Origin of the sequence: Paenibacillus albicereus, from assembly GCF_012676905.1 — a bacterium.
GTDB classification, from domain to species: domain Bacteria; phylum Bacillota; class Bacilli; order Paenibacillales; family Paenibacillaceae; genus Paenibacillus_O; species Paenibacillus_O albicereus.
The window spans coordinates 15,001-38,013 of record NZ_CP051428.1 but is presented as its reverse complement, the minus strand read 5'-3'; the positions used below and the strand labels follow the sequence as shown (position 1 = coordinate 38,013).

The 23,013-nt window shown below is 59.2% G+C and carries 26 protein-coding genes, 2 rRNA genes and 1 riboswitch (1 of these 29 only partly in view); of the genes, 3 read left to right on the top strand and 25 right to left on the bottom strand.

Features of this window, described 5'->3' with window-relative positions; genetic code table 11:
• Positions 1 to 26: 26 nt before the first annotated feature.
• A complete protein-coding gene (locus HGI30_RS00195) occupies positions 27 to 929 on the top strand; it encodes a helix-turn-helix domain-containing protein (protein ID WP_168905871.1) in 903 nt (300 codons plus the stop codon).
• 121 nt (positions 930 to 1,050) lie between these two features.
• On the opposite strand, the gene glmU is transcribed toward HGI30_RS00195, so the two are convergent.
• The 13 genes from glmU to HGI30_RS00130 form a co-directional block, all read right to left on the bottom strand.
• Complete coding sequence (gene glmU, locus HGI30_RS00190; protein ID WP_328805204.1) at positions 1,051 to 2,448, bottom strand: bifunctional UDP-N-acetylglucosamine diphosphorylase/glucosamine-1-phosphate N-acetyltransferase GlmU; 1,398 nt, start codon at positions 2,446 to 2,448, stop codon at positions 1,051 to 1,053.
• A gap of 134 nt (positions 2,449 to 2,582) precedes the next feature.
• On the bottom strand, positions 2,583 to 2,870 hold the full coding sequence (spoVG, locus tag HGI30_RS00185) for a septation regulator SpoVG (protein ID WP_020620824.1): 288 nt from the start codon (positions 2,868 to 2,870) through the stop codon (positions 2,583 to 2,585).
• 129 nt (positions 2,871 to 2,999) lie between these two features.
• Entirely contained in the window at positions 3,000 to 3,389 is a 390-nt protein-coding gene (locus tag HGI30_RS00180; protein ID WP_168905870.1) for a Rid family detoxifying hydrolase, read from the bottom strand.
• 13 nt (positions 3,390 to 3,402) lie between these two features.
• On the bottom strand, positions 3,403 to 4,233 hold the full coding sequence (purR, locus tag HGI30_RS00175) for a pur operon repressor (RefSeq protein WP_168905869.1): 831 nt from the start codon (positions 4,231 to 4,233) through the stop codon (positions 3,403 to 3,405).
• Between the two features lie 65 nt (positions 4,234 to 4,298).
• Positions 4,299 to 5,171, bottom strand: a complete 873-nt coding sequence (ispE, locus tag HGI30_RS00170; protein WP_168905868.1) for a 4-(cytidine 5'-diphospho)-2-C-methyl-D-erythritol kinase — start codon at positions 5,169 to 5,171, stop codon at positions 4,299 to 4,301.
• A gap of 112 nt (positions 5,172 to 5,283) precedes the next feature.
• Positions 5,284 to 5,466, bottom strand: coding sequence for a small, acid-soluble spore protein, alpha/beta type (locus HGI30_RS00165; protein WP_028598265.1), 183 nt, complete (start codon positions 5,464 to 5,466; stop codon positions 5,284 to 5,286).
• A gap of 167 nt (positions 5,467 to 5,633) precedes the next feature.
• A complete protein-coding gene (gene veg, locus HGI30_RS00160; protein ID WP_028598266.1) occupies positions 5,634 to 5,906 on the bottom strand; it encodes a biofilm formation stimulator Veg in 273 nt (90 codons plus the stop codon).
• A gap of 139 nt (positions 5,907 to 6,045) precedes the next feature.
• Positions 6,046 to 6,933: a sporulation peptidase YabG gene (yabG, locus tag HGI30_RS00155; protein ID WP_168905867.1), complete on the bottom strand. Its 888-nt coding sequence runs from the start codon at positions 6,931 to 6,933 to the stop codon at positions 6,046 to 6,048.
• Positions 6,934 to 7,020: 87 nt separating this feature from the next.
• The gene (rsmA, locus tag HGI30_RS00150; RefSeq protein ID WP_168905866.1) at positions 7,021 to 7,899 is read right to left on the bottom strand and encodes a 16S rRNA (adenine(1518)-N(6)/adenine(1519)-N(6))-dimethyltransferase RsmA; all 879 of its coding nucleotides are present in this window, start codon (positions 7,897 to 7,899) and stop codon (positions 7,021 to 7,023) included.
• Positions 7,896 to 8,444 (bottom strand): ribonuclease M5, encoded by a 549-nt coding sequence (rnmV, locus tag HGI30_RS00145; RefSeq protein ID WP_168905865.1) that lies wholly within the window; start codon positions 8,442 to 8,444, stop codon positions 7,896 to 7,898. Before rnmV ends, rsmA begins: the two co-directional genes overlap by 4 nt.
• A 148-nt stretch (positions 8,445 to 8,592) precedes the next feature.
• Positions 8,593 to 9,747 carry a resuscitation-promoting factor gene (locus HGI30_RS00140; RefSeq protein WP_206109983.1) on the bottom strand — a complete coding sequence of 385 codons (1,155 nt, stop codon included), beginning with the start codon at positions 9,745 to 9,747 and terminating at the stop codon, positions 8,593 to 8,595.
• 236 nt (positions 9,748 to 9,983) lie between these two features.
• A riboswitch (cyclic di-AMP (ydaO/yuaA leader) is annotated at positions 9,984 to 10,204 on the bottom strand.
• Between the two features lie 180 nt (positions 10,205 to 10,384).
• Entirely contained in the window at positions 10,385 to 11,158 is a 774-nt protein-coding gene (locus tag HGI30_RS00135; protein ID WP_168905863.1) for a TatD family hydrolase, read from the bottom strand.
• 13 nt (positions 11,159 to 11,171) lie between these two features.
• Positions 11,172 to 12,497: an HD domain-containing protein gene (locus tag HGI30_RS00130; protein WP_407945002.1), complete on the bottom strand. Its 1,326-nt coding sequence runs from the start codon at positions 12,495 to 12,497 to the stop codon at positions 11,172 to 11,174.
• Positions 12,498 to 12,763: 266 nt separating this feature from the next.
• Here HGI30_RS00130 and HGI30_RS00125 point away from each other — a divergent pair, with 266 nt between their 5' ends.
• The gene (locus tag HGI30_RS00125; RefSeq protein ID WP_028598273.1) at positions 12,764 to 13,018 is read left to right on the top strand and encodes an AbrB/MazE/SpoVT family DNA-binding domain-containing protein; all 255 of its coding nucleotides are present in this window, start codon (positions 12,764 to 12,766) and stop codon (positions 13,016 to 13,018) included.
• 108 nt (positions 13,019 to 13,126) lie between these two features.
• Here the strand turns inward: HGI30_RS00125 and rsmI are convergent, their stop codons facing one another.
• The 10 genes from rsmI to HGI30_RS00075 all read right to left on the bottom strand — a co-directional run bounded on the left by rsmI (position 13,127) and on the right by HGI30_RS00075 (position 20,572).
• The gene (rsmI, locus tag HGI30_RS00120) at positions 13,127 to 13,996 is read right to left on the bottom strand and encodes a 16S rRNA (cytidine(1402)-2'-O)-methyltransferase (RefSeq protein WP_168905862.1); all 870 of its coding nucleotides are present in this window, start codon (positions 13,994 to 13,996) and stop codon (positions 13,127 to 13,129) included.
• Complete coding sequence (locus HGI30_RS00115) at positions 13,962 to 14,747, bottom strand: tRNA1(Val) (adenine(37)-N6)-methyltransferase (protein WP_168905861.1); 786 nt, start codon at positions 14,745 to 14,747, stop codon at positions 13,962 to 13,964. Before HGI30_RS00115 ends, rsmI begins: the two co-directional genes overlap by 35 nt.
• An 82-nt stretch (positions 14,748 to 14,829) precedes the next feature.
• Positions 14,830 to 15,228, bottom strand: a complete 399-nt coding sequence (locus HGI30_RS00110) for an initiation-control protein YabA (RefSeq protein ID WP_168905860.1) — start codon at positions 15,226 to 15,228, stop codon at positions 14,830 to 14,832.
• Positions 15,229 to 15,283: 55 nt separating this feature from the next.
• Complete coding sequence (locus tag HGI30_RS00105) at positions 15,284 to 16,087, bottom strand: PSP1 domain-containing protein (protein ID WP_168905859.1); 804 nt, start codon at positions 16,085 to 16,087, stop codon at positions 15,284 to 15,286.
• A 3-nt stretch (positions 16,088 to 16,090) separates the two neighbouring features.
• Entirely contained in the window at positions 16,091 to 17,071 is a 981-nt protein-coding gene (gene holB / locus HGI30_RS00100; RefSeq protein ID WP_168905858.1) for a DNA polymerase III subunit delta', read from the bottom strand.
• 17 nt (positions 17,072 to 17,088) lie between these two features.
• Positions 17,089 to 17,532 (bottom strand): YaaR family protein, encoded by a 444-nt coding sequence (locus HGI30_RS00095; protein WP_168905857.1) that lies wholly within the window; start codon positions 17,530 to 17,532, stop codon positions 17,089 to 17,091.
• A gap of 15 nt (positions 17,533 to 17,547) precedes the next feature.
• Complete coding sequence (locus HGI30_RS00090) at positions 17,548 to 17,877, bottom strand: cyclic di-AMP receptor DarA (RefSeq protein WP_028598280.1); 330 nt, start codon at positions 17,875 to 17,877, stop codon at positions 17,548 to 17,550.
• A 42-nt stretch (positions 17,878 to 17,919) separates the two neighbouring features.
• Positions 17,920 to 18,564, bottom strand: coding sequence for a dTMP kinase (gene tmk / locus HGI30_RS00085; RefSeq protein WP_168905856.1), 645 nt, complete (start codon positions 18,562 to 18,564; stop codon positions 17,920 to 17,922).
• Between the two features lie 72 nt (positions 18,565 to 18,636).
• The gene (locus HGI30_RS00080) at positions 18,637 to 20,313 is read right to left on the bottom strand and encodes an aminotransferase class I/II-fold pyridoxal phosphate-dependent enzyme (RefSeq protein WP_168905855.1); all 1,677 of its coding nucleotides are present in this window, start codon (positions 20,311 to 20,313) and stop codon (positions 18,637 to 18,639) included.
• 67 nt (positions 20,314 to 20,380) lie between these two features.
• Positions 20,381 to 20,572, bottom strand: coding sequence for a sigma factor G inhibitor Gin (locus HGI30_RS00075; RefSeq protein WP_168905854.1), 192 nt, complete (start codon positions 20,570 to 20,572; stop codon positions 20,381 to 20,383).
• A 209-nt stretch (positions 20,573 to 20,781) separates the two neighbouring features.
• Between HGI30_RS00075 and HGI30_RS00070 the strand changes: the two genes are divergently transcribed.
• The gene (locus HGI30_RS00070) at positions 20,782 to 21,324 is read left to right on the top strand and encodes a hypothetical protein (RefSeq protein ID WP_168905853.1); all 543 of its coding nucleotides are present in this window, start codon (positions 20,782 to 20,784) and stop codon (positions 21,322 to 21,324) included.
• Between the two features lie 108 nt (positions 21,325 to 21,432).
• Here HGI30_RS00070 and rrf read toward each other — a convergent pair.
• Positions 21,433 to 21,549: ribosomal RNA gene (gene rrf, locus HGI30_RS00065) — 5S ribosomal RNA — on the bottom strand.
• A gap of 85 nt (positions 21,550 to 21,634) precedes the next feature.
• A 23S ribosomal RNA gene (locus HGI30_RS00060) occupies positions 21,635 to 23,013 on the bottom strand; it runs 1,551 nt beyond the window's last position.

Sequence of the window (23,013 nt, the reverse complement as noted above, 5' to 3'; positions counted from 1 at the left end):
ATGCTGAATCTGAAGGAGGCGGCGCGATGACGCAGCATCAGAGCATTCAAAAGGCGATCGCCTATATGGAAGCCCGGCTCCACGAGCCGCTCCCTCTCGAGAGGATCGCCGCCGAAGCCGGGTTCTCCGCCTATCATTTCCACCGTCTGTTCCGCGAGCACACCGGCCGTAACGTCGGCGAATACTTGCGCATGCGCCGCTTGGCGCTGGCATCGCGAAGGCTGCTGGAGGAGGAGCGCGGCATCCTCGACCTCGCCCTCTCCTGCGGCTTCGAGAGCCAGGAGGCGTTCACCCGGGCGTTCAAGCGCCTGTACGGGCTGCCTCCGGGACGGTATCGCCGCCTGTTCCTTCATCATCAATCCGCTCGCGAAAGGATGGAATCTACCATGTCCACGAATGAAGCTCTTTCCAGCAGTCCCTTGAAAGGGTGGTTCCTCAGCGGAAGCCATCCGCATCAGTACCGCATCTCGCTTGACCGCTCGACCATCCACCAAGGAAGCTCCTCCGGACAGCTCGAGTCGCTCGGAGAGACCGACCCCGGCGGGTTCGCGACGCTCATGCAGCAGTTCCGGGCCGACACGTTCCGCGGCAAGCGCATGCGCCTCTCCGGATTCGTCCGGACGCGCGGAGCGAGCGGCTTCTGCGGCCTCTGGATGCGCGTCGACAACGCGGCCGAGGACGTCCTGCAGTTCGACAACATGAACGACCGGCCGCTGGCCGGCGACCTCGACTGGAACCACTACTCCATCGTGCTGGACGTGCCCGAGGAGAGCGCGGTGATCTCGTTGGGCGTCCTCCTGTACGGTCCGGGCCGCGTCTGGCTCGACAGCCTGCGCTTCGAGGAGGTCGACGCCAGCGTGCCGACGACCGGACAGCCGCCGGCTCCGGAGCTGCCCGCAGGTCCCGTCAATCTGCATTTTGAGGACTGACGGCGCATGAGTCTGCGCCTCCTCGGACCGACCCCAAAAAGCCGTCCCGGCCGGGACGGCTTTTTGGCAGGTTCCGCTTCTACAGTCCGATTCGCAAAGCCGCTCGCCAAGGGGGAGGCGGTCAGCTGCCGCCGCGCTCCTTCTTCGCCTTGGCGCGGGCGCGGATCTTGTCCGCATAGCCCGGCTTGTTGACCTGGCGCTCGCGCGCGATGGCCAGGTCTCCCCCCGGCACGTCATGCGTGACGGTGGAGCCGGCGACGACGTACGCGCCGTCGCCGATCGTGACCGGCGCGATCAGGTTGACGTTGCTGCCGATGAACGCGTCGTCGCCGATGATCGTCTTCGCCTTGTTGAACCCGTCGTAGTTGACCGTGATCGCCCCGCAGCCGATGTTCACGCCGCTGCCGACCTCCGCGTCGCCGACGTAGCTCAGATGGGACACCTTGCTCTCGTCCCCGAGGACCGCGTTCTTGAGCTCGACGAAATCGCCGATCTTGCACCCCTTGCCGAGCTTGGAGCCGGGACGAAGGTTCGCATACGGACCGATCGAGCTGCCCTCTCCCGCCTCGGACTGGTCGACGGTGCTGTAGCGCACCGTGACGCCGCTGCCGAGCACCGAGTCCTTGATGTCCGCTTGCGGACCGACGACGCAGTCCTCGCCGATGACCGTGCGGCCGCGCAGCACCGTGCCCGGATAGATGACGGTATCCGCGCCGATTTCGACGCCATCCTCGATGTAGGCCGCCGCGGTGTCGATGAACGTCACGCCGTTCACCTGGTGGCGGCGCACGATCCGCGCCTGCATGAGGCGCTCCGCCTCGCCGAGCGCGATCCGGTCATTGACGCCGATCGCCTCCGCCAGATCGGAGGTGCAGTACGCCTGCACCGTCTCTCCTCCGGAGACGAAGATGCCGACGACATCCGTCAGGTAGTATTCGCCCTGGGCGTTGTCGTTGGTGACGCGGGCGAGCGCCTCGAACAGCTTGCGGTTGTCGAAGCAGTACGTGCCGGTATTGATCTCCTTGACCGCCGCCTCTGCCGGGGAGCAATCCTTTTGCTCCACGATGCGCGTCACCGCTCCGTCGTCGCCGCGGATGACGCGGCCATAGCCGGTCGGATCGGCGAATTCCGCCGTCAGCACCGTCGACGCAGCGCCGCTCGCCTCGTGCAGCTCCAGCATCGCCTCGATCGTCTCCGCCGTGACGAGCGGCGTGTCGCCGCAGATGACGATCGTCGTGCCCTCCTTGCCGGCCAGCAGCGTCTCCGCCTGACGCACGGCATGTCCGGTGCCCAGCTGCTGCTCCTGCAGGACGAATCGGGCCCGTCCCTCGAGATAGCTCTGCACTTGGGCCGCTCCGTGTCCCGTCACGACGACGATCTCCTGGCACGACGCCTTTTCCACCGTATCGACGACATGCCCTACCATCGGCTTCCCGCATACGGGATGCAGCACCTTGTACAGCTTCGACTTCATGCGCTTGCCTTGTCCTGCGGCAAGCACGACCGCCATCCGATTCACAGCTGACCGACCTCCCTGATTTTCCGTTGTTCTCGTTTGACTCGCATTCCTATATATATATCCCATCCCGGGCAAAAAAGAAAGGGAGCCCTCGGGCTCCCCAACCATGCTGAACTTTTCCGGCCCTGATGCCATCAGGCGCCTTCTTCGATTGCAACTTCCTCTTCCGTGGCTGCGCGCTCGTATTCGGCGAGCACAGCGGCTTGAATTTTCTCCCGGGTGGTGGAAGAGATGGGGTGGGCAATATCCCGGAATTCCCCGTCAGGCGTACGCTTGCTCGGCATCGCGACAAACATCCCGTTGTTCCCGTCGATGACTCGAATGTCATGAACGACAAATTCATTATCGATGGTGATGGATGCGATAGCCTTCATACGACCTTCGGAATTAACGCGGCGGAGTCTGACATCAGTAATCTGCACTTGTGTTCACCACCTTTGCCTATCGAAGACTTGGTGTATTATTCCACAAAGCAGATCAGATTCCTTCTTTATTCTGCCAATTCACAGCTAGTTTATAAAATAAATTTTGGAAATAAACCAATTTCGAGGTCATTCGACAGAAGTCGAGGCAATCAGCTCGATTTCGACAAGGACATCCTTGGGAAGACGGGCCACTTCCACGGCCGAGCGAGCCGGCTTATGGTCCCCGAAGAAAGATGCGTACACTTCGTTGACCGCCGCGAACTGGTTCATATCCTTCAAGAACACGGTCGCCTTGACGACCTGCTGGAGCGAGGAGCCTCCCGCGGCCAGCACGGCCTCCAGGTTGCGGAACACCTGCTGCGCCTGCTCCACGATGCCGCCTTCGATCAGCGTGCCGTCCGGCAGCAGAGGGATCTGGCCGGAGGTGAACAGCAGGCCGCCGAGCTTCACGGCATGGGAGTACGGTCCGATCGCGGCCGGAGCGCCGGCGGCGAGAATCGGTTCAAGCTTGGACATCGAGAACAGCCCCCTATTCGGTATCGAAATAATTGCCCGGCACGATCGTCGTCTGCTTCGTCTTGAGGTCGACGGCCGTCAGCTTGGCGAGCGAGACGTAATCCTCGAGCAGCCGGTCCTCGGTGCCGACCTCGCCGGACTCGACGAAGACGCCGACGCCCGCGACGGTCGCGTTGAACTCATGCAGCAGGTCCATCATGCCCTGCACGGTGCCGCCGGCTTTCATGAAGTCGTCGATGATGAGCACGCGCGACTGTTCCTTGAGCGCCCGACGGGCGAGCGACATCGTCTGGATGCGCTTGTTGGAACCTGACACGTAGTTGATGCTGACGGCAGACCCCTCGGTCACCTTGTTGTCGCGGCGCACGATGACGACCGGCAGGTTGAGGCAGGAGGCCGTCGCGTAGGCGAGCGGGATGCCCTTGGTCTCCACCGTCATGATGACGTCGATCTGGCGATCCGCGAAAGCGGTCGCAAAAATGCGCCCCACGTCATTCAGCAGATTCGGCTGTCCGAGCATGTCCGTCATGTACAGATAGCCGCCCGGGAGCACCCGCTCCGGCTGCTCGAGCTCTCGGCACACCCGCTGGATGATGGCCAGCGACGCCTCGGACGCCATCCGGGGAATGAACTTGACGCCTCCCGCCGCTCCGGCGAGCGTCTGCAGCTGGCCGATGCCTTCTTCTTCGAATACTTCCTTGATGATGGCCAGATCCTCGCTGATCGAGGACTTGGCCGATTGATAACGGTCCGCGAATGCGGTCAAAGAGATCAAGGTATGGGGACGATTGAGCAAATATTGGGTCATCTCGACCAACCGGGCACTGCGCTTGAGCTTCTTCACCTTGGGGTCCCCCTGGCTAAATCCGAATATTGTAAAGCCAATATATCACCTTTATCCGGATTTAATCAAGATTGGACTCCAGGAGATGTAAGCATTCTTACCACGTATACTTCCTTGCAGAACCCTCGCAGCCCGTTGTAGATGCGGGCCAGCTTGGCTTCCTTGGAGACGAGGCCGAATACGGTCGGACCGCTGCCCGACATGAGCACGCCGTCCGCTCCGAGCCGCAGCATGCTTTCCTTGAGCATGCGAACCTCGGGGTACAAGCGCAGCGTCACGTCCTCCAGCACGTTGCCGAGCTCCTCGCAGACGCCTGTGAACGACCCGGCGCGGATCGCATCCAACATGCGCGGCAGCGAAGGATGCTGCTCGATGGCGCCGGCCCGGAAGCGGCCGTACACATCGGCCGTCGAGACATTGATCGGCGGCTTGGCCAGCACGACCCAGCATGACGGCGGGTTCTCGATCGGCTCCAGCTTCTCGCCGCGGCCCGTCGCCAGCGCCGTTCCGCCCGTCACGCAGAACGGCACGTCCGAGCCGAGCTCCGCGCCCAGCAGGCTCAGCTCCTCCTCCGGAATGCCGAGCTGCCACAGCCGGTTCAGCCCGCGCAGCGCAGCCGCCGCATCGCTGCTTCCCCCGGCCAGGCCGGCCGCGACCGGAATCTTCTTATCCAGATGGATGTAGACGCCCTTCTTGACGTCGTAACGTTCCTTGATCAGCCTAGCCGCCTGAAAGGCCAGGTTCTTTTCGTCCAGCGGTATGTAGCCGGCTTGGCTGGAGATGATGATGGCATCCCGCTGCAGCTCTTCCATCTCGAGCCGATCGGATAGGTCCACCATCGTCATGATCATCTCTACCTCATGGAAGCCGTCCTCGCGCTTGCGCAGAACGTCCAGCAGCAGATTGATCTTGGCCGGCGCCTTCTCGTAGATTTTCATGTCGTCCGATCCACCCGTTCGTTAGATAAACTGCCTCTATTATAGCATCCGACCGGGAGAAAAGCGAAAAGGCGGCCCGCCGCTGGACGCGTCCGGAACCGCCTCGTTGCTCCTATCGCTGCTGGCGCGAAGCGGCCTGCTCCGCCATCTGGATGGCCCGCTTCACCATGTTGCCGGCATCCTTCGCCTTGATGCCGCCCCAGCCTTCCTGCTGGACCGTATCGTAAAAGCCCAGATCCTTGGCCAGCTCCACCTTCAGCTGCTCCGACATCGTGCTGCGCCTTCTGCGGCTCATGCTTCATGCCTCCCTTTCGCTCTCGGGTACGGACGACGAGCTTGATGCTGTCGCCTTTCGTAGTATGAGGGATCGGCAAGCCGAGTATGCGAAGGAAAAACAGCCAAAAAAAACGCGCTGGCAGAGGCCGCGCGCGAAGGTTTCCCCGTGAAACCTGATCTATTCGGTCAGTGCAGCGGGTTGATCCGCACCTGACCTTCGTCGTTGCAGACGGTGACCTCGACCGAGTCCGTCAAAATATCCGCATAACTGTAGGATACCCGCTTGAAAGCGTGCTGATCCTGGTCCAGCTTCACGATGAAAACAGATGGGTAGGTTTCTTCCAAAACACCAGAACGTTCAACCGTCTTGCGCCGGCCTCCATTGGCCCGCAGCATGATCTTGGCTCCAATATGAGCTTCCATGCTGCGCTTGATCTCCGACAAAGCATTTCTAGCCATTGGCACTACCACCTCTTTCCTTGTCCATTATAGCCCAGGAAGGGTGGTAATGTCAAATAAACGAAAATTATATCATTGCATTAAGTTTTGTGTCAATGAATATTTTTCGACTTTCTGGAAGCGAAGAATAGAGCTTTTTCTAAACCATATAATAAGGATTTGGCTTGACTTGCTTGACCTCGACCGGCTTCGGCAGGCCGACCCGATACCGTCCCATCGTCTCGATGCCGCCGACGCCCTCGATGCCCGAGATCGTGCCGTGAATGACATCCGGCAGGTTCACGCATTCGCGGATCGAGGTGTAGCTCGCCTTGATCGCGATGTAGACCGGATCGAGCGCATGGATCAGGATGCGGCCGGGCGAGCTGGCGAAGTTCGCGCCCGACTGCAGCAGCGCCTCGTAGTAGGACTGGCAAGCGCCGGCCACCACGACGAGGTTGTCGCGGTTCTTGTCGTACTCGCGGGCGACGTGCACGGCATTCACGAAGTTCTGCGAGTTCTTGTAGCTGCCGATGCTGTACAGCTCGCTGCGGCCCGGCGTTTTGAGCAGGCCGTCATGGCCCGTGATGACGACGATGTCCGGCTTGACCTGCGGCAGCAGCCGGTACAGCAGGTCCGCCATCTGGCTCTCCGCCACATGCAGCCCTTGAGCCGGCACGTTCATCTGGTTGTACAGCTGCATGCTCTTGCGCATGTAGTTCGCATCTCCGTCGAGATGCAGCACCTTGCCCGGTAGATCGAAGTACGAGTGCTTCTCTTCAGGACGATAATCGAGCTCGCTGGCGAAGGCATGATCGATGAGCTCCTCGCTCATGCGCTGATTCGAAGCCTTCACCTTGCTCCTCAGTGATTTCGTGACGCCCAGCTCCTCCGGGTTGGCCACCTTCTCCAGGTCGCCGATCGGCGCGTCGGCGAGCAGTCGGTAGTCCGACCCTTTAAGTATGGCGGTTTCCCCATAGATCGCCTCCACCCGGAAAAGCACGTCTCCTCCATAGGATCGCCGAACGACAAAATCCCCAGTTTCCACTGTGCCATCACCTCTAGCCTCAGCCTATGGGCAAGGAGGAAGAATGGTGACAGCCGGATGGGAAACCGGGGGTTTCAATAACGACGGTCAGGCTTGCTTCAACCCTTCCCGTTCGAGAGCGGCGGCTAGCGCGGCGTATTCTTGCAGCGAGAGCGTCTCGCCGCGGCGCACCGGGTCGATGCCCGTCTCCTGAAGCACGCGGGTCAGCTCCTCGCGGCGGCTCTTGCCGATCCAGGACGAGAGGTTGTTGTGGATCGTCTTGCGCCGCTGCGCGAAGCAGGCTTGCACGGTGCGGAAGAAGAAGTCCTCGTCGGCGACCTCCACCGCAGGCTTGTCCCGCATCGCGAGCTTGATGACCGCCGAATCGACGTTCGGCTGCGGGATGAACACCGTATGCGGCACGATGCAGACCAGCTCCGGCACCGCATAATACTGCACGGCCACGCTGAGGCTGCCATAAGCTTTGGTGCCCGGCTTCGCCGCCATCCGCTCGGCGACCTCCTTTTGGATCATGACCACGATATTCTCCAGCGGCAGCCGCTGCTCAAGCAGCTTCATCAGGATCGGCGTGGTCACATAATACGGGAGATTGGCTACGACGCTGACCGCGCTAGTCCCCGCGAACTTGTCGCGGAACAGCTGGTGCAGGTCCAGGTCCAGCACGTCGGCATGCACGACCGACACATGCTCCTCCGCTCCGAGCACCTCCTGCAGGATCGGAATGAGCCGCTGGTCGATCTCGACCGCGGCGACCGCCTTCGCCTGCCGGGCCAGCTGCTCCGTCAGCGCGCCGATGCCGGGTCCGATCTCCAGCGCGCCTTTCGTCTTGTCCAGTCCGGCGGCCGACACGATCTTGTTCAGGATATTCGGATCGATCAGAAAGTTCTGGCCCAGGCTCTTTTTGAAGGAAAATCCATGCCGCTCGATGATTTCCTTTGTCCTTCTCGGTGTCGCTACATCGCTCATGATCCGATTTCCCCTTCCATCTGCTCCAGCGCCTCGCGGAATTCCCTTCGGGTGATCCGAAAGCTCGTGCAGCGCTTCATGAACTGCTTGCCGTTGCAATAGCCGATGCCCAGCCGGTTGCCCATGAGCAGCCTCCGCCGAGCGGCATCGGGATGCACGAGCAAGCCTGCCTCCATCAGATCAGCATGGGTGAGTTCCGGCTCGCCCTCCGAGCCTTCCGTCCGCACGGTCGCAAGCGCGCGGCGCACGGCTTCCGGCGAGGCGTTCTCGACGCCGATATCCCCGCGATAGAGGGCATCCTCCTGAGGCAGGAACGCATGCTTGCAGCCCGGGATGCGCTGCGAGACGATCTTGCGGATGCGTTCGCCGGCGTGGTCGGGGTCCGTGAAGATGATGACGCCGCGCCGCTCCATCGCCAGCTCGATCCGGCGGAGCACCTCCTCGCCGATGGCCGAGCCGTTCGTTTCGATCGTATCCGCCTCGACCGCCCGCTTGATCGCCGTCGTATCGTCCTTGCCCTCCACCACGATGATTTCCTTGATCACTGGCTTGTCTCCTTTGATTCCGCTTGCTTGCGACCGGGTATAAGATCACGACTAGCTTTAACCCTTTTGCAATCCCTTACTCCCCGCATTTTCCTTATAAACGCCCAAAAACGGGCCGCTGAAAAACAGCGGGCCCGCTCGCAAACGATCAGCTCAGCTTCGGCTTGGTCGGTCCAAGGACATAGACCGTAAAGCCGCGCTTCTTGCCGAATTTCTTCACGTAGGATTCACTTTCGTAAAACACGTCGATTTTCTTGCCGTTGATCGCTCCGCCCGTGTCTTCGGCGCGGCGGAAGCCGATTCCTTCTATATACACCCACCATCCCAGCGGGATGACGTCCGGGTCGACTGCAATGGTGCGCCCTTCGGAAACTTTTGCTCCCGAGGCGGTGATGCCGTAACCGGGATCGCCCTTGGATTTGCCTGTAGAGGCGAATCCGGCGGTATACGCGGTCAGGGTAACGTTCGTAAGAACTTTCTTCGCTTTGAGATTGAGACCGGATTTGGTCTGAGCTGCAGTCGGAGATGAGGATGCCGCGGTCAGGACCGCTGGTTTCGGTTTAGGCTTTTCCTTGGTTCCCACCGCCACGACCTTGCTGACGGCTTGTTTCTCCATGGATTTGGCGAGCAGAGTCTTCGTGACCAGTTTGCCGTCCTGGTACACCTTTTCGAAGGTTTTGACGAGTTGGCCGTTCTGGCCGGACTTCACCATCTTGAGCTGCCCCTTTTCCAGGGTAGCGTCCTCCTTGCGGACGACGGTGAACGGAATGTCGTGCGTGGTCTTCATTTGATGCTTGTCGATCCTCATGACGCGGATCGTCATATTGGCTTTCAGCTTGGTTTCGGAGCTTGGGAATATTTTATCCTGCTCCCGAACGTCGATATGGGATTCTCCGATCGCCGCTTCCACGGTCTTTTTGGTGGTCTTTACCTGCAGGGTCTTGCCGTCGGCAAGAATCGTCACCGGCACCGCCTGGTCGATCACGATGCGGTCGCCTTCCTGGAGCGCGGCCCCGAGCGGAGTCGACATCTCGTCATGCGGTCCGACCGCGATCGCCTGCTCCTCCAGCAGCTGCTGGAGCGAGGAATGGCTCGTGCTTACGATTTTTTCCTGCCCGTTCAACACCAGAGAGACGCTTTTTTCCGACGTCCCTTTCAGCAACACCAAAAACATGAAAGTCATTGCGAGTGAGATCGTTAAGCTAAGGATAATCAAACGCAGGTTGTCATGCTTCCATCGCCATTGGAAAGACTTGCTGGATGATCGTTGTACATGGGTTTCCTTTAAGGGGATAGCGCCCACTTCTTCGGTCCTCCTTACATAGCCCCGCCGCCTCGTGTACCACATGATAATTCAAGACGCGACTATTAGGTTTTGTACGTGCCGAGCAGCACGCCGCTGGCAGCCTCGCCTCACCTCCACCGTTAACCCTATGTCGACGTATAATTCATTATTCAAACAAAAAGAAGCCGTCGACAGAGGATCTGTTTCGTGGCTTCCCGGGTGGTCACGATCAGGTGGAAGTGGAGCACGAGGTTGATCTCTCTTATATGCGCTTACGAGGTTAGCTGACGGGTTCGGGCAAGAGAGCTGCCCTATCGCGGCCGGACCCTGCTCATGGTCCCGGCGAATTCACCCCTGGAAAAGTACAGCTTGTCCGGCATCAAGCGACATCCTAACGCGATGTGCCGCTTGCTCCTTTTCGGCTGCATTGGTTCCCCCGTTCTCCCCGATCAGGGAGATTAAGCGTATGATGAACATTCTGCATCACTCAAAGCTCTGTGTTGAATCATACCGTTTCCTTCAAGCGATTGTAAAGACACGATAAAATCCTCTGAGATTCAAAATCGAGGGTTTTCGGACGATGGCGGATGATTTGGCTAAGGAAAGGCCAATTTTTCTCGTCTACAAGCCTTTTTTCAACCGATATCACGCCATTTTAAGAAATTTGGAAACATTTTCTTGCATTTGCCGAAGTGATGGAAACGATTTCTTCTACAGATTTACCTTTTATTTCCGCCGCTGTTTCCGCTACAAGAGTGACGAACGAGGACTCGTTCCGCTTGCCCCGATGAGGGTGCGGAGCGAGATAAGGGGAGTCCGTTTCCAGCAGCAGTCGGTCCAGCGGCACTTGCGCGAGCACCTCTTTGGGGACCCTTGCATTTTTGAAGGTGACCGGTCCGCCGAACGAGATGTAGAAGTTCATGTCGAGGCATTTCTTTGCCGTTTCCCAGCTGCCGGAGAAGCAGTGCATGATGCCTCCCACCTCGTCCGCCTTCTCCTCCCGGAGGATGCGGACGACATCCTCGTGGGCGTCGCGGTTATGGATGACGATCGGCTTGCGGCAGCGCTTGGCGATGGCGATCTGGTCGCGGAACGCCTGCTGCTGGACTTCCTTGGGAGAAGTATCCCAGTAATAATCCAGACCGATCTCGCCGATCGCGGCGACCTTCGGATGGCTCATCAGCGATTCGATCCAAGCCAGGTCTCCCTCGCGCAGATCCACCGTATCGGTCGGATGCCAGCCGACGATGGCGTAGATGAACGGATGCGTTTCGGCAAGCTTCAGCGTCGTCGGGATCGTTTCCCGATTGAAGCCGACATTGAACATCAGCTCTACGCCGGCTTCCCGCGCGCGCTGGATCGCTTCGGCACGGTCGTTGTCGAATTTAGGCGAGTCCATATGGGTGTGCGTGTCGATGATTCCTTTCATGGTTCGACTCCTTTCATGCGTCGCCGCTCGGCTCCAAGCCCAGCCGGGCCAGAGTGCGCGGCTTCAGCTTCCGCCGGATCCGTCCGGCCGCTTCTTCATCATAGTAAAGGCGGTATTGGCCTCGGTGCATGCCTGTAATCGAGGGAACGACATCGGAGCGCCGCGAGATTTCAGTCACCGCTCCGCTCGGCTCGAGGAGCAGGATCGGCGGCTTGCCTCTCCCGCCCTCGGTCAAGCCCTCGGCGGCCGAACGATACACATGATAAGGAAGATCGTACGGGAAATCAATTTCAAGCTCATAGCCCGGGTCCATCCCGGCGGCTGCCAATTCCTCGAAGCATAGCTGCGCTTCTGATTCGTGCTCTTTTTCGAAGGTTATATACTTGTACAATCGGCGATGTAGGAACCTGCCGCACAGCTGGGACAGCAGCTTGTCCTCCTCCTCCGTCCATGCCGCGAAGGCCGTCTGTACGAGCGCCTCGTCGAGCTTGAGGTACGAGGCGACGTCAAGCTCGCCGCGGAACAGCTTGAGGATCGGGTCCGGTATCCACGCGAAGGCATACCCCGACCGGCACAGCTCTTGCGCACGGAGCAGAATCTTGCGAAGGATGATCTCCGAGCTGCGGGTGACCGGATGGAAGTACACCTGCCAGTACATCTGGTAGCGGCTCATGAGATAATCCTCCACCGCATGCATCCCGCTTCCTTTGACGACGATCCGCCCCTGATGGGGCCGCAGCACGCGCAGGATCCGGTCGAGATCGAACGTGCCGTAGTTCGCGCCCGTAAAATAGGCGTCCCGCAGCAGATAATCCATCCGATCCGCATCCATCTGGCTCGAGACGAGATTGACGACGATCGGCTTCTCGTAGTTCTTGCGGATTACCGATGCCACCTTGCGCGGAAAATCGGGATCCACCGTCCGCAGAAGCCGGTTCACTTCCGTCTTTCCCTCTATTATATGGCAGCTCCATTCCTCATGGTCGAACTCCATGACTTCCTCGATGGAGTGGGAGAACGGACCATGCCCCAGGTCGTGAAGCAGAGCCGCGCATAGGCAGAGCAGCTTCTCCTCCCTCGGCCAGTCCGGATACTCGCTCCGCTCGAATTGCGATATGATGCGGCGAGTGATCTCATATACGCCCAGAGAATGGCTGAACCGGCTATGCTCCGCCCCGTGAAAGACCAGATAGGTCGTGCCGAGCTGGCGGATTCTCCGCAGCCGCTGGAATTCCGGCGTATCGATCAGATCCCAGATCAGTTGATCTTGCACGTAGATATACTTGTGGACAGGATCCTTGAATACTTTCTCTTCCTCCAGCCTCGTCACGCCATCCACCTAGCTTTCCGTTCATATTTTCGACAAAAACCATAGACTGATGTCGAATACTGTCGTATTTTTATTTCCAATTGAATGAAGCATAGTGTAAGATAATCTAGGTTCCAATCCCTTACAAAGCCTGTTAATCCGTATTTTTACGCGAAATGCGCATGAAATGTCTGGTTGACTGATTTGGGAATGGTTGGTATGATAAGGATCATAAAAAGTAGCTTTTTGTCGAATCATGACGATACATGAACCTATGAAAGGGGTTAAGTTGCCCTATGATGAAATCTACTGGAATTGTACGTAAAGTCGATGAGCTCGGACGCGTCGTCATCCCGATCGAGCTGCGCCGCACCCTCGGCATCGGAGAGAAGGACGCCCTGGAAATTTATGTGGACGGAGAACGCATCATGCTCAAGAAGTATGAGCCTGCCTGCATCTTCTGCGGAAATGCGGAAAACGTCGCCTACTTCAAAGGAAAGATCGTCTGCAATTCCTGTCTTTCCGAAATGCCTTCCCCTGTGACAAAATAGAATAAATCAGGTATACTAGGTTTTAGCAACTTAACCCAAGGTATTTCTAACCTTTTTATACTCCTTACTTGCCTTCCTGAACCGTCCGCGGTTCAGGAAGGTCTTTTTTTATTTACGCATGACTTCATTATAGACATCTCGCTTGGACAGGCCGCGATCGGCGGCCGCCAGCTTGACCGCATCCTTGCGATCCCGGCCCAGACGCTCGTAGTGCTCCACATGTTGCTCCAGCTCCAGAGACTGCCACCACTCCGCTCCGGTCTGCGCCGCCTCCGCTTCCCCTTCCGCGATGACGAGGCAATACTCGCCCAGCGGCTCATGCTCCTCCAGATGCGCGATCAGCTCGGACAGCCTTCCCCGCGCCGCTTCCTCATGGCGCTTGGTCAGCTCGCGGACCATCGCCGCCTCCCGATCGCCCAGACGCTCGAGTAGCGCAGGCAGCGTCTTGCGGATGCGATGCGGAGACTCGTACAGCAGCAGCGTGCCGGGCAGCGCCTTCAGCGGCTCGAGCCATTTGTCCAGCGCCTTTTTGTCCCGCGGCGGAAATCCGGCAAAGGTAAAGCGCTCCGTCGGCAATCCCGACATGACGAGCGCCGACAAAGCGGCGTTCGCCCCCGGCACCGGCACGACCGGAATGCCTCGTGCGGCCGCATCGCGCGCCAGATCCGCTCCCGGATCGGAAATCGCCGGCATGCCGGCATCGCTTACGAGCGCGATGCTGCTGCCTTCCTCCAGCAGCCGCAGCAGCTCCGGACCGCTGCTCGCCTTGTTGTGCTCGTGATAGCTGACCAGCCGGTTATCGATCTCGAAGCGGCTGAGCAGCTTGCGCGTCTGCCGCGTATCCTCCGCTGCGATCATGGAGACTTCCTTCAGGATGCGGATCGCCCGCATCGTCATGTCCTCCAGATTGCCGATCGGCGTCGCCACCAGGTACAGCGTTCCTTTATCCGTCGGTTCGAAGCTCTTCTGCAGCTGCATCCGGCTTCCCCCTTCCTTGGTGAAAATAAATGTCCATGATCTCGTCGCTGTACTGCCCGTCCTCCTGGTACACGATCAGCGGCGGAAGCAGGCGAACGGACGGGCGTCCGCCGCGGACCGCCTCGATGAGCACCATGTTGGCTTCAGCGCCGACATAGGGATGGACGAAACGGATCCGCTTCGGCTCCAGGTTGTGGCGGCTCATGGCCGAGACGATCTCGATCAGCCTTCCCGGACGATGAACCATCGACAAGCGGCCTCCGGTGCGGAGCAGCCGCGCGCATTGCTCGACGATCTCTTCCAGCGTGCCGTTCATCTCATGGCGGGCCGCCGCCACATGCGGGTTCTCGTTCCGATCGCCGCTCGCAGGAGGCAAGTAGGGCGGATTGACGGTCACCGCATCGTAGCTGCCATAGCCGAGCTGCTTGGCCAGCAGACGCAGATCGCCTTCCATAATCCGGATTCGTCCTTCGAGCCCATTGAGGGCGACGCTGCGCCGGGCCATGTCCGCCAGACGCGGCTGGATTTCGACCGCGTCGATGCCGGCCTCGGAGCGGGTCGAAAGCAGCAGCGGCACGACGCCGTTGCCGGTGCATAAATCGACGATGCGGCCGCGCTTCGGCACGCCGGCGAAGCGGGCCAGCAGCACCGCATCCATCGAGAAGCTGAACACCTCTCGACTTTGAATGATGCGAAGCTGGTGCGTCAGAAGATCATCCAGCCTCTCGCTGGGCTGCAAATCAAGCTCCATGATGCATAGCTTCTCCTTCCTCGTTGAGTTGAATGACCGTCCCATGACGACAAACAGGACCCGCATGCGGGTCCTGAGAAGGTTATTTGTTCAGGAAGGAGAGGCAGAACAAGCAATCTCCTTCCGTGCGCAGATGACCGTAGTTCACGTTGCAGATGTGGAATCCCTCATGATAGAGGCGGGCTAAGTTGTCATGCCCTTCCCCGACTGCCGGCGCATCCTCTCTGTCCGCGTCGTCCGTCAGGACAGCCGCTGCCGAAGTAGCTTGCCCCGCTCCGGCTGATCCGGCCTTGCGCCGCTCGCCGTGCGGATTCGTCTCTATTTTGAGCACCTTGCGCAGCTGGCGATTCTCGATCGTCAGCTGCTGATTCGCTTCAAGCAACTGCTTGACGCTGAGCTTCAGCTCCCCCAGCTCGCGATGGAAGGCGTCGGCCTTTGCTTCAAGCTCCTCCACATGCAGAAAAAGATCCTTATTGTCCAAGAACTCACACCCCAGAGCTTTGCTGCAAATCATTCAAGCCCGGCTGGTGCCGGCCTTACTTGACTACAACCTCGTCGATCGGCATTTCCTTCGGCCGTCCGCCTTGATCGAAGAGCTGGACGAACACCTTCTTGGACGAGGCATTGATGCCGGTGACGCGTCCCTCCCCGTGCGAAGTGACGACCGTCTTGCCGACAGAAGGCATTTCTTCCCGGATGCTCTCGTAGTTATCATGCTCAAATTTCAAGCAGCACATCAGCCTGCCGCACAATCCGGAGATCTTGGTCGGATTGAGCGATAGGCTCTGATCCTTGGCCATCTTGATGGACACCGGATCGAAGTCGCCCAGCCAGGACGAGCAGCAGAGCACGCGGCCGCAAGGACCGATGCCTCCCAGCATCTTGGCTTCGTCGCGCACCCCGATCTGCCTCAGCTCGATCCGAGTACGGAACACGCTGGCCAGGTCCTTGACGAGCTCGCGGAAGTCGATCCGGCCTTCGGCCGTAAAGTAAAAAATGATCTTGTTGCGATCGAACGTAAACTCGACATCGACCAGCTTCATCTTGAGGCCGTGCGCGCGGATCTTGTCCAAGCAAGTCGCAAAGGCGTTCTGGGCTGCGCTCCGGTTCTCCTCGACGACTTTGGCGTCCTGCTCGCTGGCGATGCGAATGACTTTTTTAAGCGGGAGAACTACGTCTGATTCGTCTACTTGTTTCTGTCCGACTACGACTTTGCCGTACTCCACACCCCGGGCCGTTTCCACAATGACATGATGGTCCGTGCCTACGGGATGATCGACGGGATCAAAGTAATAGATCTTGCCCGCTTTTTTGAAGCGGACCCCGACGACATTATACAAGGATTAACCCTCCTGTAGACGTACCATTAATTGCTCGAGGGCAAGCTGGGGAGCGACGTTTGCCTTGATCCTCCCCGCTGCCCCCATCGTATGCTCCATGCACGACACCCAGTAAGCTGCAGGCTTCGTGAAGGCATGAGCGCTTATCCAATCCAACTGATCTATGAAAACCATCTTGTCAGACCGACCGGCCTGAAAATGAATCATGTCTCTGTACCATAACACCAATAAGGACAAAAGCAGCTGCGGATCGGCACCCAGCTCTGTCTTGGACAGGCGCTGCTGGACGGTGACCAGAGCCGCAGTGAATCGAGACAAGCTCTCCTTGCCTAATTGTATCACTACATTTCGGATTTCTGCAAACCCAACTTGCGCCGTCAAAGCCTTTGAAGCCTCCTTGCCGGAGGCTAGATGAACCGCTGCTCGGGCCAGCAGCGGAGGCTCTCCTTCCGCGACGAGCTGCTCCAGCATCTCCTCTGCCGAGTAGGGGAGGAACGGCACCGGCTGGCTGCGCGAAGCGATCGTCGGAAGCACCGCGCCTTGATGCGTCGCGAGCAGGATCGCCACCGTCGGCGAGACCGGCTCTTCCAGAACCTTCAGCAGGCTGTTGGCGGCCTGCGGCGTCATGGCATCGGCCTTTTCGATGAGGTAGACCTTGCGGCTGCCGGCATCGGCCGTCCGATAGGCCATGTCCCGCTGGAGCTCCTGAATCTGGCCGAGCTTGACCGACTGTCCGTCCGGCGCGATGCGATGCAGATCCGGCTGATTGCCATGCTCGAACTTGCGGCATTCGAGGCATTCTCCGCAAGCGTCATCGTCCCCCGAACGGCAAAAAAGCGCCTGCGCGAACGCAAGCGCCGTCTGCAGCTTGCCGGTTCCGCTCGGTCCGGCAAACAAGTAGGCATGGGACACCTTGCCGGTGCGCAGCGCATGCTGGAGGATCTGCTTGGCCTTGCCCTGGCCAGGGATATCGGAAAGTTTCACGGATCGAATCCTTTCTATTAAAAAAGCAGATTGATGAGCAGGCCGCGGATGTCGCCTACGCTTTGCAGCAGCTGCATGCGCCCCTGCTCCGTCTGGAGCAGCTCCTCCGCCATCGCGAGCAGGCTCTCGTCGACCTCATCGAGCAGCTTGTGCCGCTTGATGCGCCCTCTGCGGTCCATGCTGCGCACGTCCTTGATGCCGACGCCTCGGCGCACGGTCAGCTCGAGGAACTGCTTGACCATCGCCTTGTACGTCTGCAGCTCGCGCACCGTCATGGAGCGGGCGAGCCGGTCGCCCTGCGCCTGAATGTCCTGCAGCTTTTGCTGCAGCTCTTCCCGCGTGCGGCTGCCGTTCTGCTGCTGCATGACGTCGGCGAACGATTTGGGCTGCACCGCCCGGCCGCTTCCGCTGCCCGATACGCGGTCCTGGCCGAGCGGCCGGTATCCTGGATCGATTTTCATGCCAACCCTCTCCTGTCAGAAATGTTCGAAGCGCTCGACCGGAAGCACGAATACTGCCGCGCCTCCCACTTGGACCTCCACGGGAAAAGGAATATAGGAATCCGTCGTGCCGCCCATCGGCGACACCGGCGTCACGAGCTGATCGCGAACCTTGCAGTTGGAGCGGATGCAGTGAAGCACCTCATGCACCCGTTCATCCTCGATCCCGATCATGAACGTCGTGTTGCCGGCCTTGAGAAAGCCTCCTGTGCTGGCGAGCTTGGTCGCTCGGAAGCCTGCGCTAACCAAAGCATTGGAAAGGCGGTTGCTGTCTTTGTCCTGTACAACGGCGATGACGAGCTTCATCCTCATCCCTCCTGTATCGTTTCCATTGAAATTCGACATGCTTCAGATCGATTCCTGCTGCAGGGGCCAGAGGACCCGCATGGCCTGTTCCTGGATGGAGTCAGGCGCTAAGGAAGCGTCCAGCCGGAATATGCGCCGGGGCTCTTGCTCGTGCAGCAACCGATACCCCTCTTGGACGCGGCGGTGAAACGCCTCCGTCTCCAGATCGAGCCGGTTGACCTCCCGCTCGCTCGAAGCGGCGATCCGCGCCAGTCCGAGCTCGGGCGGCACGTCGAGCCATAGCGTCGCGTCAGGCATCCACTCGCCGATCGCATACCGGTTGATGCTCCACACGTCCTCGATGCCCAGTCCTCGGGCATAGCCCTGATAAGCGAGGCTGCTGTCGATGAAGCGATCGCAGATGACCCACTGCCCGGCTTCGAGCGCGGGCACGACCTTCTCCACGAGATGCTGTCGGCGCGCGGCCGCGTACAGCAGCGCTTCCGTCCGAGCATCCATGCTCGTATGGGTCTTGTCGAGAATGACCGACCGGATCTTCTCGGCGATCGGGATTCCACCCGGCTCCCGGGTCGTCAAGACGGAGCGTCCTCTTGCTTGCAGCTCCTTCGCGAGAGAGCGGATCAGCGTCGTCTTGCCTGCTCCCTCCCCGCCCTCTATGGTAATGAATAGTCCTTTCGGCACGTTCATGCTCCCTGCATCTGGTTTCCTTCTATCATAGCATACATCGGCAGCGATGCCGCGCCGGCCGATCCAATCGGCTTATCGTCGTCTTACCCGAATCGAGCCTCGTTCAGACACGCTCTTGCCCTGAAATCTCGCTCCATCCAGCCGCTGCATCGAGTCAATCAGCCTTGCCGTAATGGCCTCTCCCTCCAGCACAAGCGGAATTCCCGGCGGATATGGGATGATCGCTTCGGCGCTGACGCGGCCCGCCGCTTCCATCAGCGGTACGAGCTCGGTTTCCCGCTCGCTGGGCGGGAAACGCTCCAACCGGGTCGGCTCGGAGAAAAGGAAAGCAGGCTCGCGCGAAGCGCCGCCGGCTTGATCTCCGGAAGCCGCTTCAGCAACGCGCGTCTTTGCCTTGTCCGTACGCGTCTCAACACCGCGCGCCTTTGCCTTGTCCGTACGCGTCTCCGCACCGCGCGCAGGGATGATCTCCGGACAAGCTGCGATGCGCTTCCCGGCTTCGGTTGCCGAGCCCTCCTCCGATGCCAACTCCCGTCCGAGTTGTTCCAGCTCTGCGAGTGCGGCCAACAACTCCGCCGCCTCCTCCATGCCGGTCCGTGCTCCTACCAGCAGCACGACGTAGGTCTCATCTGCCATCTCGGCCCAGATGCCCCGCCGTTCGAGCTGACGGAGCAGGTCGAAGCCTTTCCAATCGCCCAGCCGGTCATAGAGGACGATGCGCAGCGGATCGGTGCGTATGCCCTCATCCTGCACAAGGTCTTCCGCCAGCCCCCAACGCTCGCTCAGGCGGAGTCGGCTGCGGATCGATGCGGCCGCATGCAGGCCCGGGCCGAACCAATCCGGTCCATGCTCGTCAAGCAGCCCGCGTGCCAAATCGAGCGAAGCCATGATCGGATAGGATGGCGAAGAGCTTTGCAGCGCGGCAAGCATCGCCTTCACCTTTTGCCGATCCAGCCTTTCACCCTGCATATGGAGCATGGCCCCCATCGTCATCGCATGGAGCGTCTTGTGGGTCGACTGCACGACGGCATCCGCTCCAGCCTGAAGCGCTCCTGACGGCAAATCCGGATGCAGGCCGTAATGAGCACCATGCGCCTCATCGACAAGAAGGAGGCATTCCGTCCGATGAACGAGCTCGGCATACGGCTGAAGATCGCGAGACCAGCCGTAGTAGCTTGGGTTGCTCAATACGAGAGCTTTGGCCTGAGGCCAGCTGCGAAGCGCCTGCTCGACGGCCTCGAGCGCAGGCAATTCCGATAGGCCGCTCGACGGCTCGATTCGCGGTTCCAGGAAGACGGCTTTCGCGCCGCTCAGCCGGAGCCCGTTCAAGACGGATTTATGGACATTGCGCTGAATCAGCGCGATGTCCCCTGGCTGCAGGCATCCGAGAAGCAGCGCCAGATTGCCAGCCGTGCTTCCTCCAACAAGAAATGCCGTTTCATCCGCTCCGAATCGGCAGGCGGCGAGCTGCTGAGCCTGCTGGATGGCGCCGGATGGATCATGAAGATCATCCGTATCGCTCAATTCCGTCACATCCATCGGCAGCAATCCGCCCAGAGCCGATACGAATGACGGTGCTCCGTCGACGCTCCCCCTCTTTGAAGCCGCTCCTGCCGCCTGAGGCGGCTCGATTCCCTTGTGGCCCGGCACATGAAAAGACCTTGGCCGTGCAGCGGCATGACGCTGCAGTATGTCTACGATTGGCCCTACGTGATTTGTCAAAGAAAACGGCTTCCTTTCCCGCTCCAACGTCCTTTTCCTTCATTGTAGCGGTCTGCCCGTCCAAAAAAAAGCTCCCGCCGTTCAAGGCGGAAGCTCAGGCATTTTTATGGATCCATATCTGTCTCATCTGATGGACATAGAATGGATATTTTTCATCCAGTACATCCGTTTGCACCATTTCTTTCTCGCAGCTGCCGCATATGAATTCAGTCACGATTCGCAGTCCTTGGTCATGGGGTTTCAGCTCGCCGCATACGATGCAGGTGCACAGGGCTTCCTCATGCATCACCCATCCGCCTTTCTCTTCCATGCAATGATAGTAGCATTATGCCCACCATTCTAGCAATTCATACCTGGGCTCCGATATAATAATCAAGAGCTGCCATAGCCCAATCGCGTCTATACAGGATATGCCGCAACTCGCCAGGGGTGATTGAAGCACCCGGTCACGGCTGCGCAGATGGAGAAGAAGCGCTGCCTATCAAGGAGGATTCCATGTTCCAGCCTCTATCCGAGCAAAAGGAAGCGACCATCTATCAATATAAGCTTGTCCGCAAGCTAGCCTTTGAGCCGGGCTTCCAAAGGTTCTATATCGTGTCTGGCGCGACTCTCGCGCTGGCGCTACTGCTTGTCGATCTTTGGCCCGCATTGGTCGGCCTCGCGACAGGCTCCATCCTGGTCCCCTTCTTGCATGCCGTCATTATCCGCATGGCTCTCCTTCGGAGACGCTCGCTCGAATCGACTTCCCGTCGCTGGCAGTGGAGATGGAAGTTCCCCTTTCCCGGCTATATGCCCGCGCTGCCGATGGAGCTATCCGTATTTCAGCGGCTTCAGCTCCACAAGCTATGGATCGGAGCCTGCGTCATCGGCGCTTTCTATCCCTGGCTGCCGCAGTGGCTGCTCGCCGCCTACTTGCTGCTGCACCTGTGGCTGCTCGCACCGCTCCTTTATGCCATCCTCCGCCTTCATAAGGAAAAGCGTGACGGCGTCATCAAGCTCCCCTTCGAGGAGCCGTTCTTCTCTTATTATCATCGCTAGACCAGGTCAAGAGCCTGGTCTTTCTTTATATAACCTGAAGAGGAGCCGATGAAGCCGAGCAAAGCAAAAAGCCGCCGCATCCAAAGATGCGGCGGCTCCTATGCACATGCTTGGCGACGTCCTACTCTCCCAGGACCCTGCGGTCCAAGTACCATCGGCGCTGGAAGGCTTAACGGTCGTGTTCGGGATGGGTACGCGTGGTTCCCTTCCGCCATCGCCACCAAACGTCATGCGTGCTCAAGGCGTAGGCTTGCGCCCTGAAAACTGGATCGAACGAAATGCCGTGCTGACCGGCTGTGTCTTGCTTGAATAGGATAAGCCCTCGACCGATTAGTACTCGTCAGCTGCACACGTTGCCGCGCTTCCACCTCGAGCCTATCAACCTGGTCGTCTACCAGGGGTCTTACATACTGGGAAATCTCATCTTGAGGGGGGCTTCGCGCTTAGATGCTTTCAGCGCTTATCCCGTCCGTACGTAGCTACCCAGCGGTGCTCCTGGCGGAACAACTGGTACACCAGCGGTACGTCCATCCCGGTCCTCTCGTACTAAGGACAGCTCCTCTCAAATTTCCTGCGCCCACGACAGATAGGGACCGAACTGTCTCACGACGTTCTGAACCCAGCTCGCGTACCGCTTTAATGGGCGAACAGCCCAACCCTTGGGACCTACTTCAGCCCCAGGATGCGATGAGCCGACATCGAGGTGCCAAACCTCCCCGTCGATGTGGACTCTTGGGGGAGATAAGCCTGTTATCCCCAGGGTAGCTTTTATCCGTTGAGCGATGGCCCTTCCATTCGGTACCACCGGATCACTAAGCCCGACTTTCGTCCCTGCTCGACTTGTAGGTCTCGCAGTCAAGCTCCCTTATGCCTTTGCACGCTGCGAATGATTTCCAACCATTCTGAGGGAACCTTTGGGCGCCTCCGTTACATTTTAGGAGGCGACCGCCCCAGTCAAACTGCCCGCCTGACACGGTCCCTGCACCGGTTTCACGGTGCCAGGTTAGAACTCCGATACGATCAGGGTGGTATCCCAACGGCGCCTCCTCCGAAGCTGGCGCTCCGGATTCCTAGGCTCCCACCTATCCTGTACAGATCGTACCAAAGTCCAATATCAAGCTGCAGTAAAGCTCCATGGGGTCTTTCCGTCTTGTCGCGGGTAACCTGCATCTTCACAGGTAGTAAAATTTCACCGGATCTCTCGTTGAGACAGCGCCCAAGTCGTTACGCCATTCGTGCGGGTCAGAATTTACCTGACAAGGAATTTCGCTACCTTAGGACCGTTATAGTTACGGCCGCCGTTTACTGGGGCTTCGGTTCACAGCTTCGGGTTGCCCCTAACCGCTCCCCTTAACCTTCCAGCACCGGGCAGGCGTCAGCCCGTATACTTCGCCTTACGGCTTCGCACAGACCTGTGTTTTTGCTAAACAGTCGCTTGGGCCTTTTCACTGCGGCCCCCTCGGGCTATTCACCCTACCGAGGCACCCCTTCTCCCGAAGTTACGGGGTCATGTTGCCGAGTTCCTTAACGAGAGTTACTCCGCGCGCCTTAGCATGCTCTGCTCGCCTACCTGTGTCGGTTTGCGGTACGGGCACCTTCGCCTGGCTAGAGGCTTTTCTTGGCAGCCGGAGATCATGACCTTCGGTACTATAATTTTCCCTCCCCATCACAGCCCAGCCGTACGGTTTG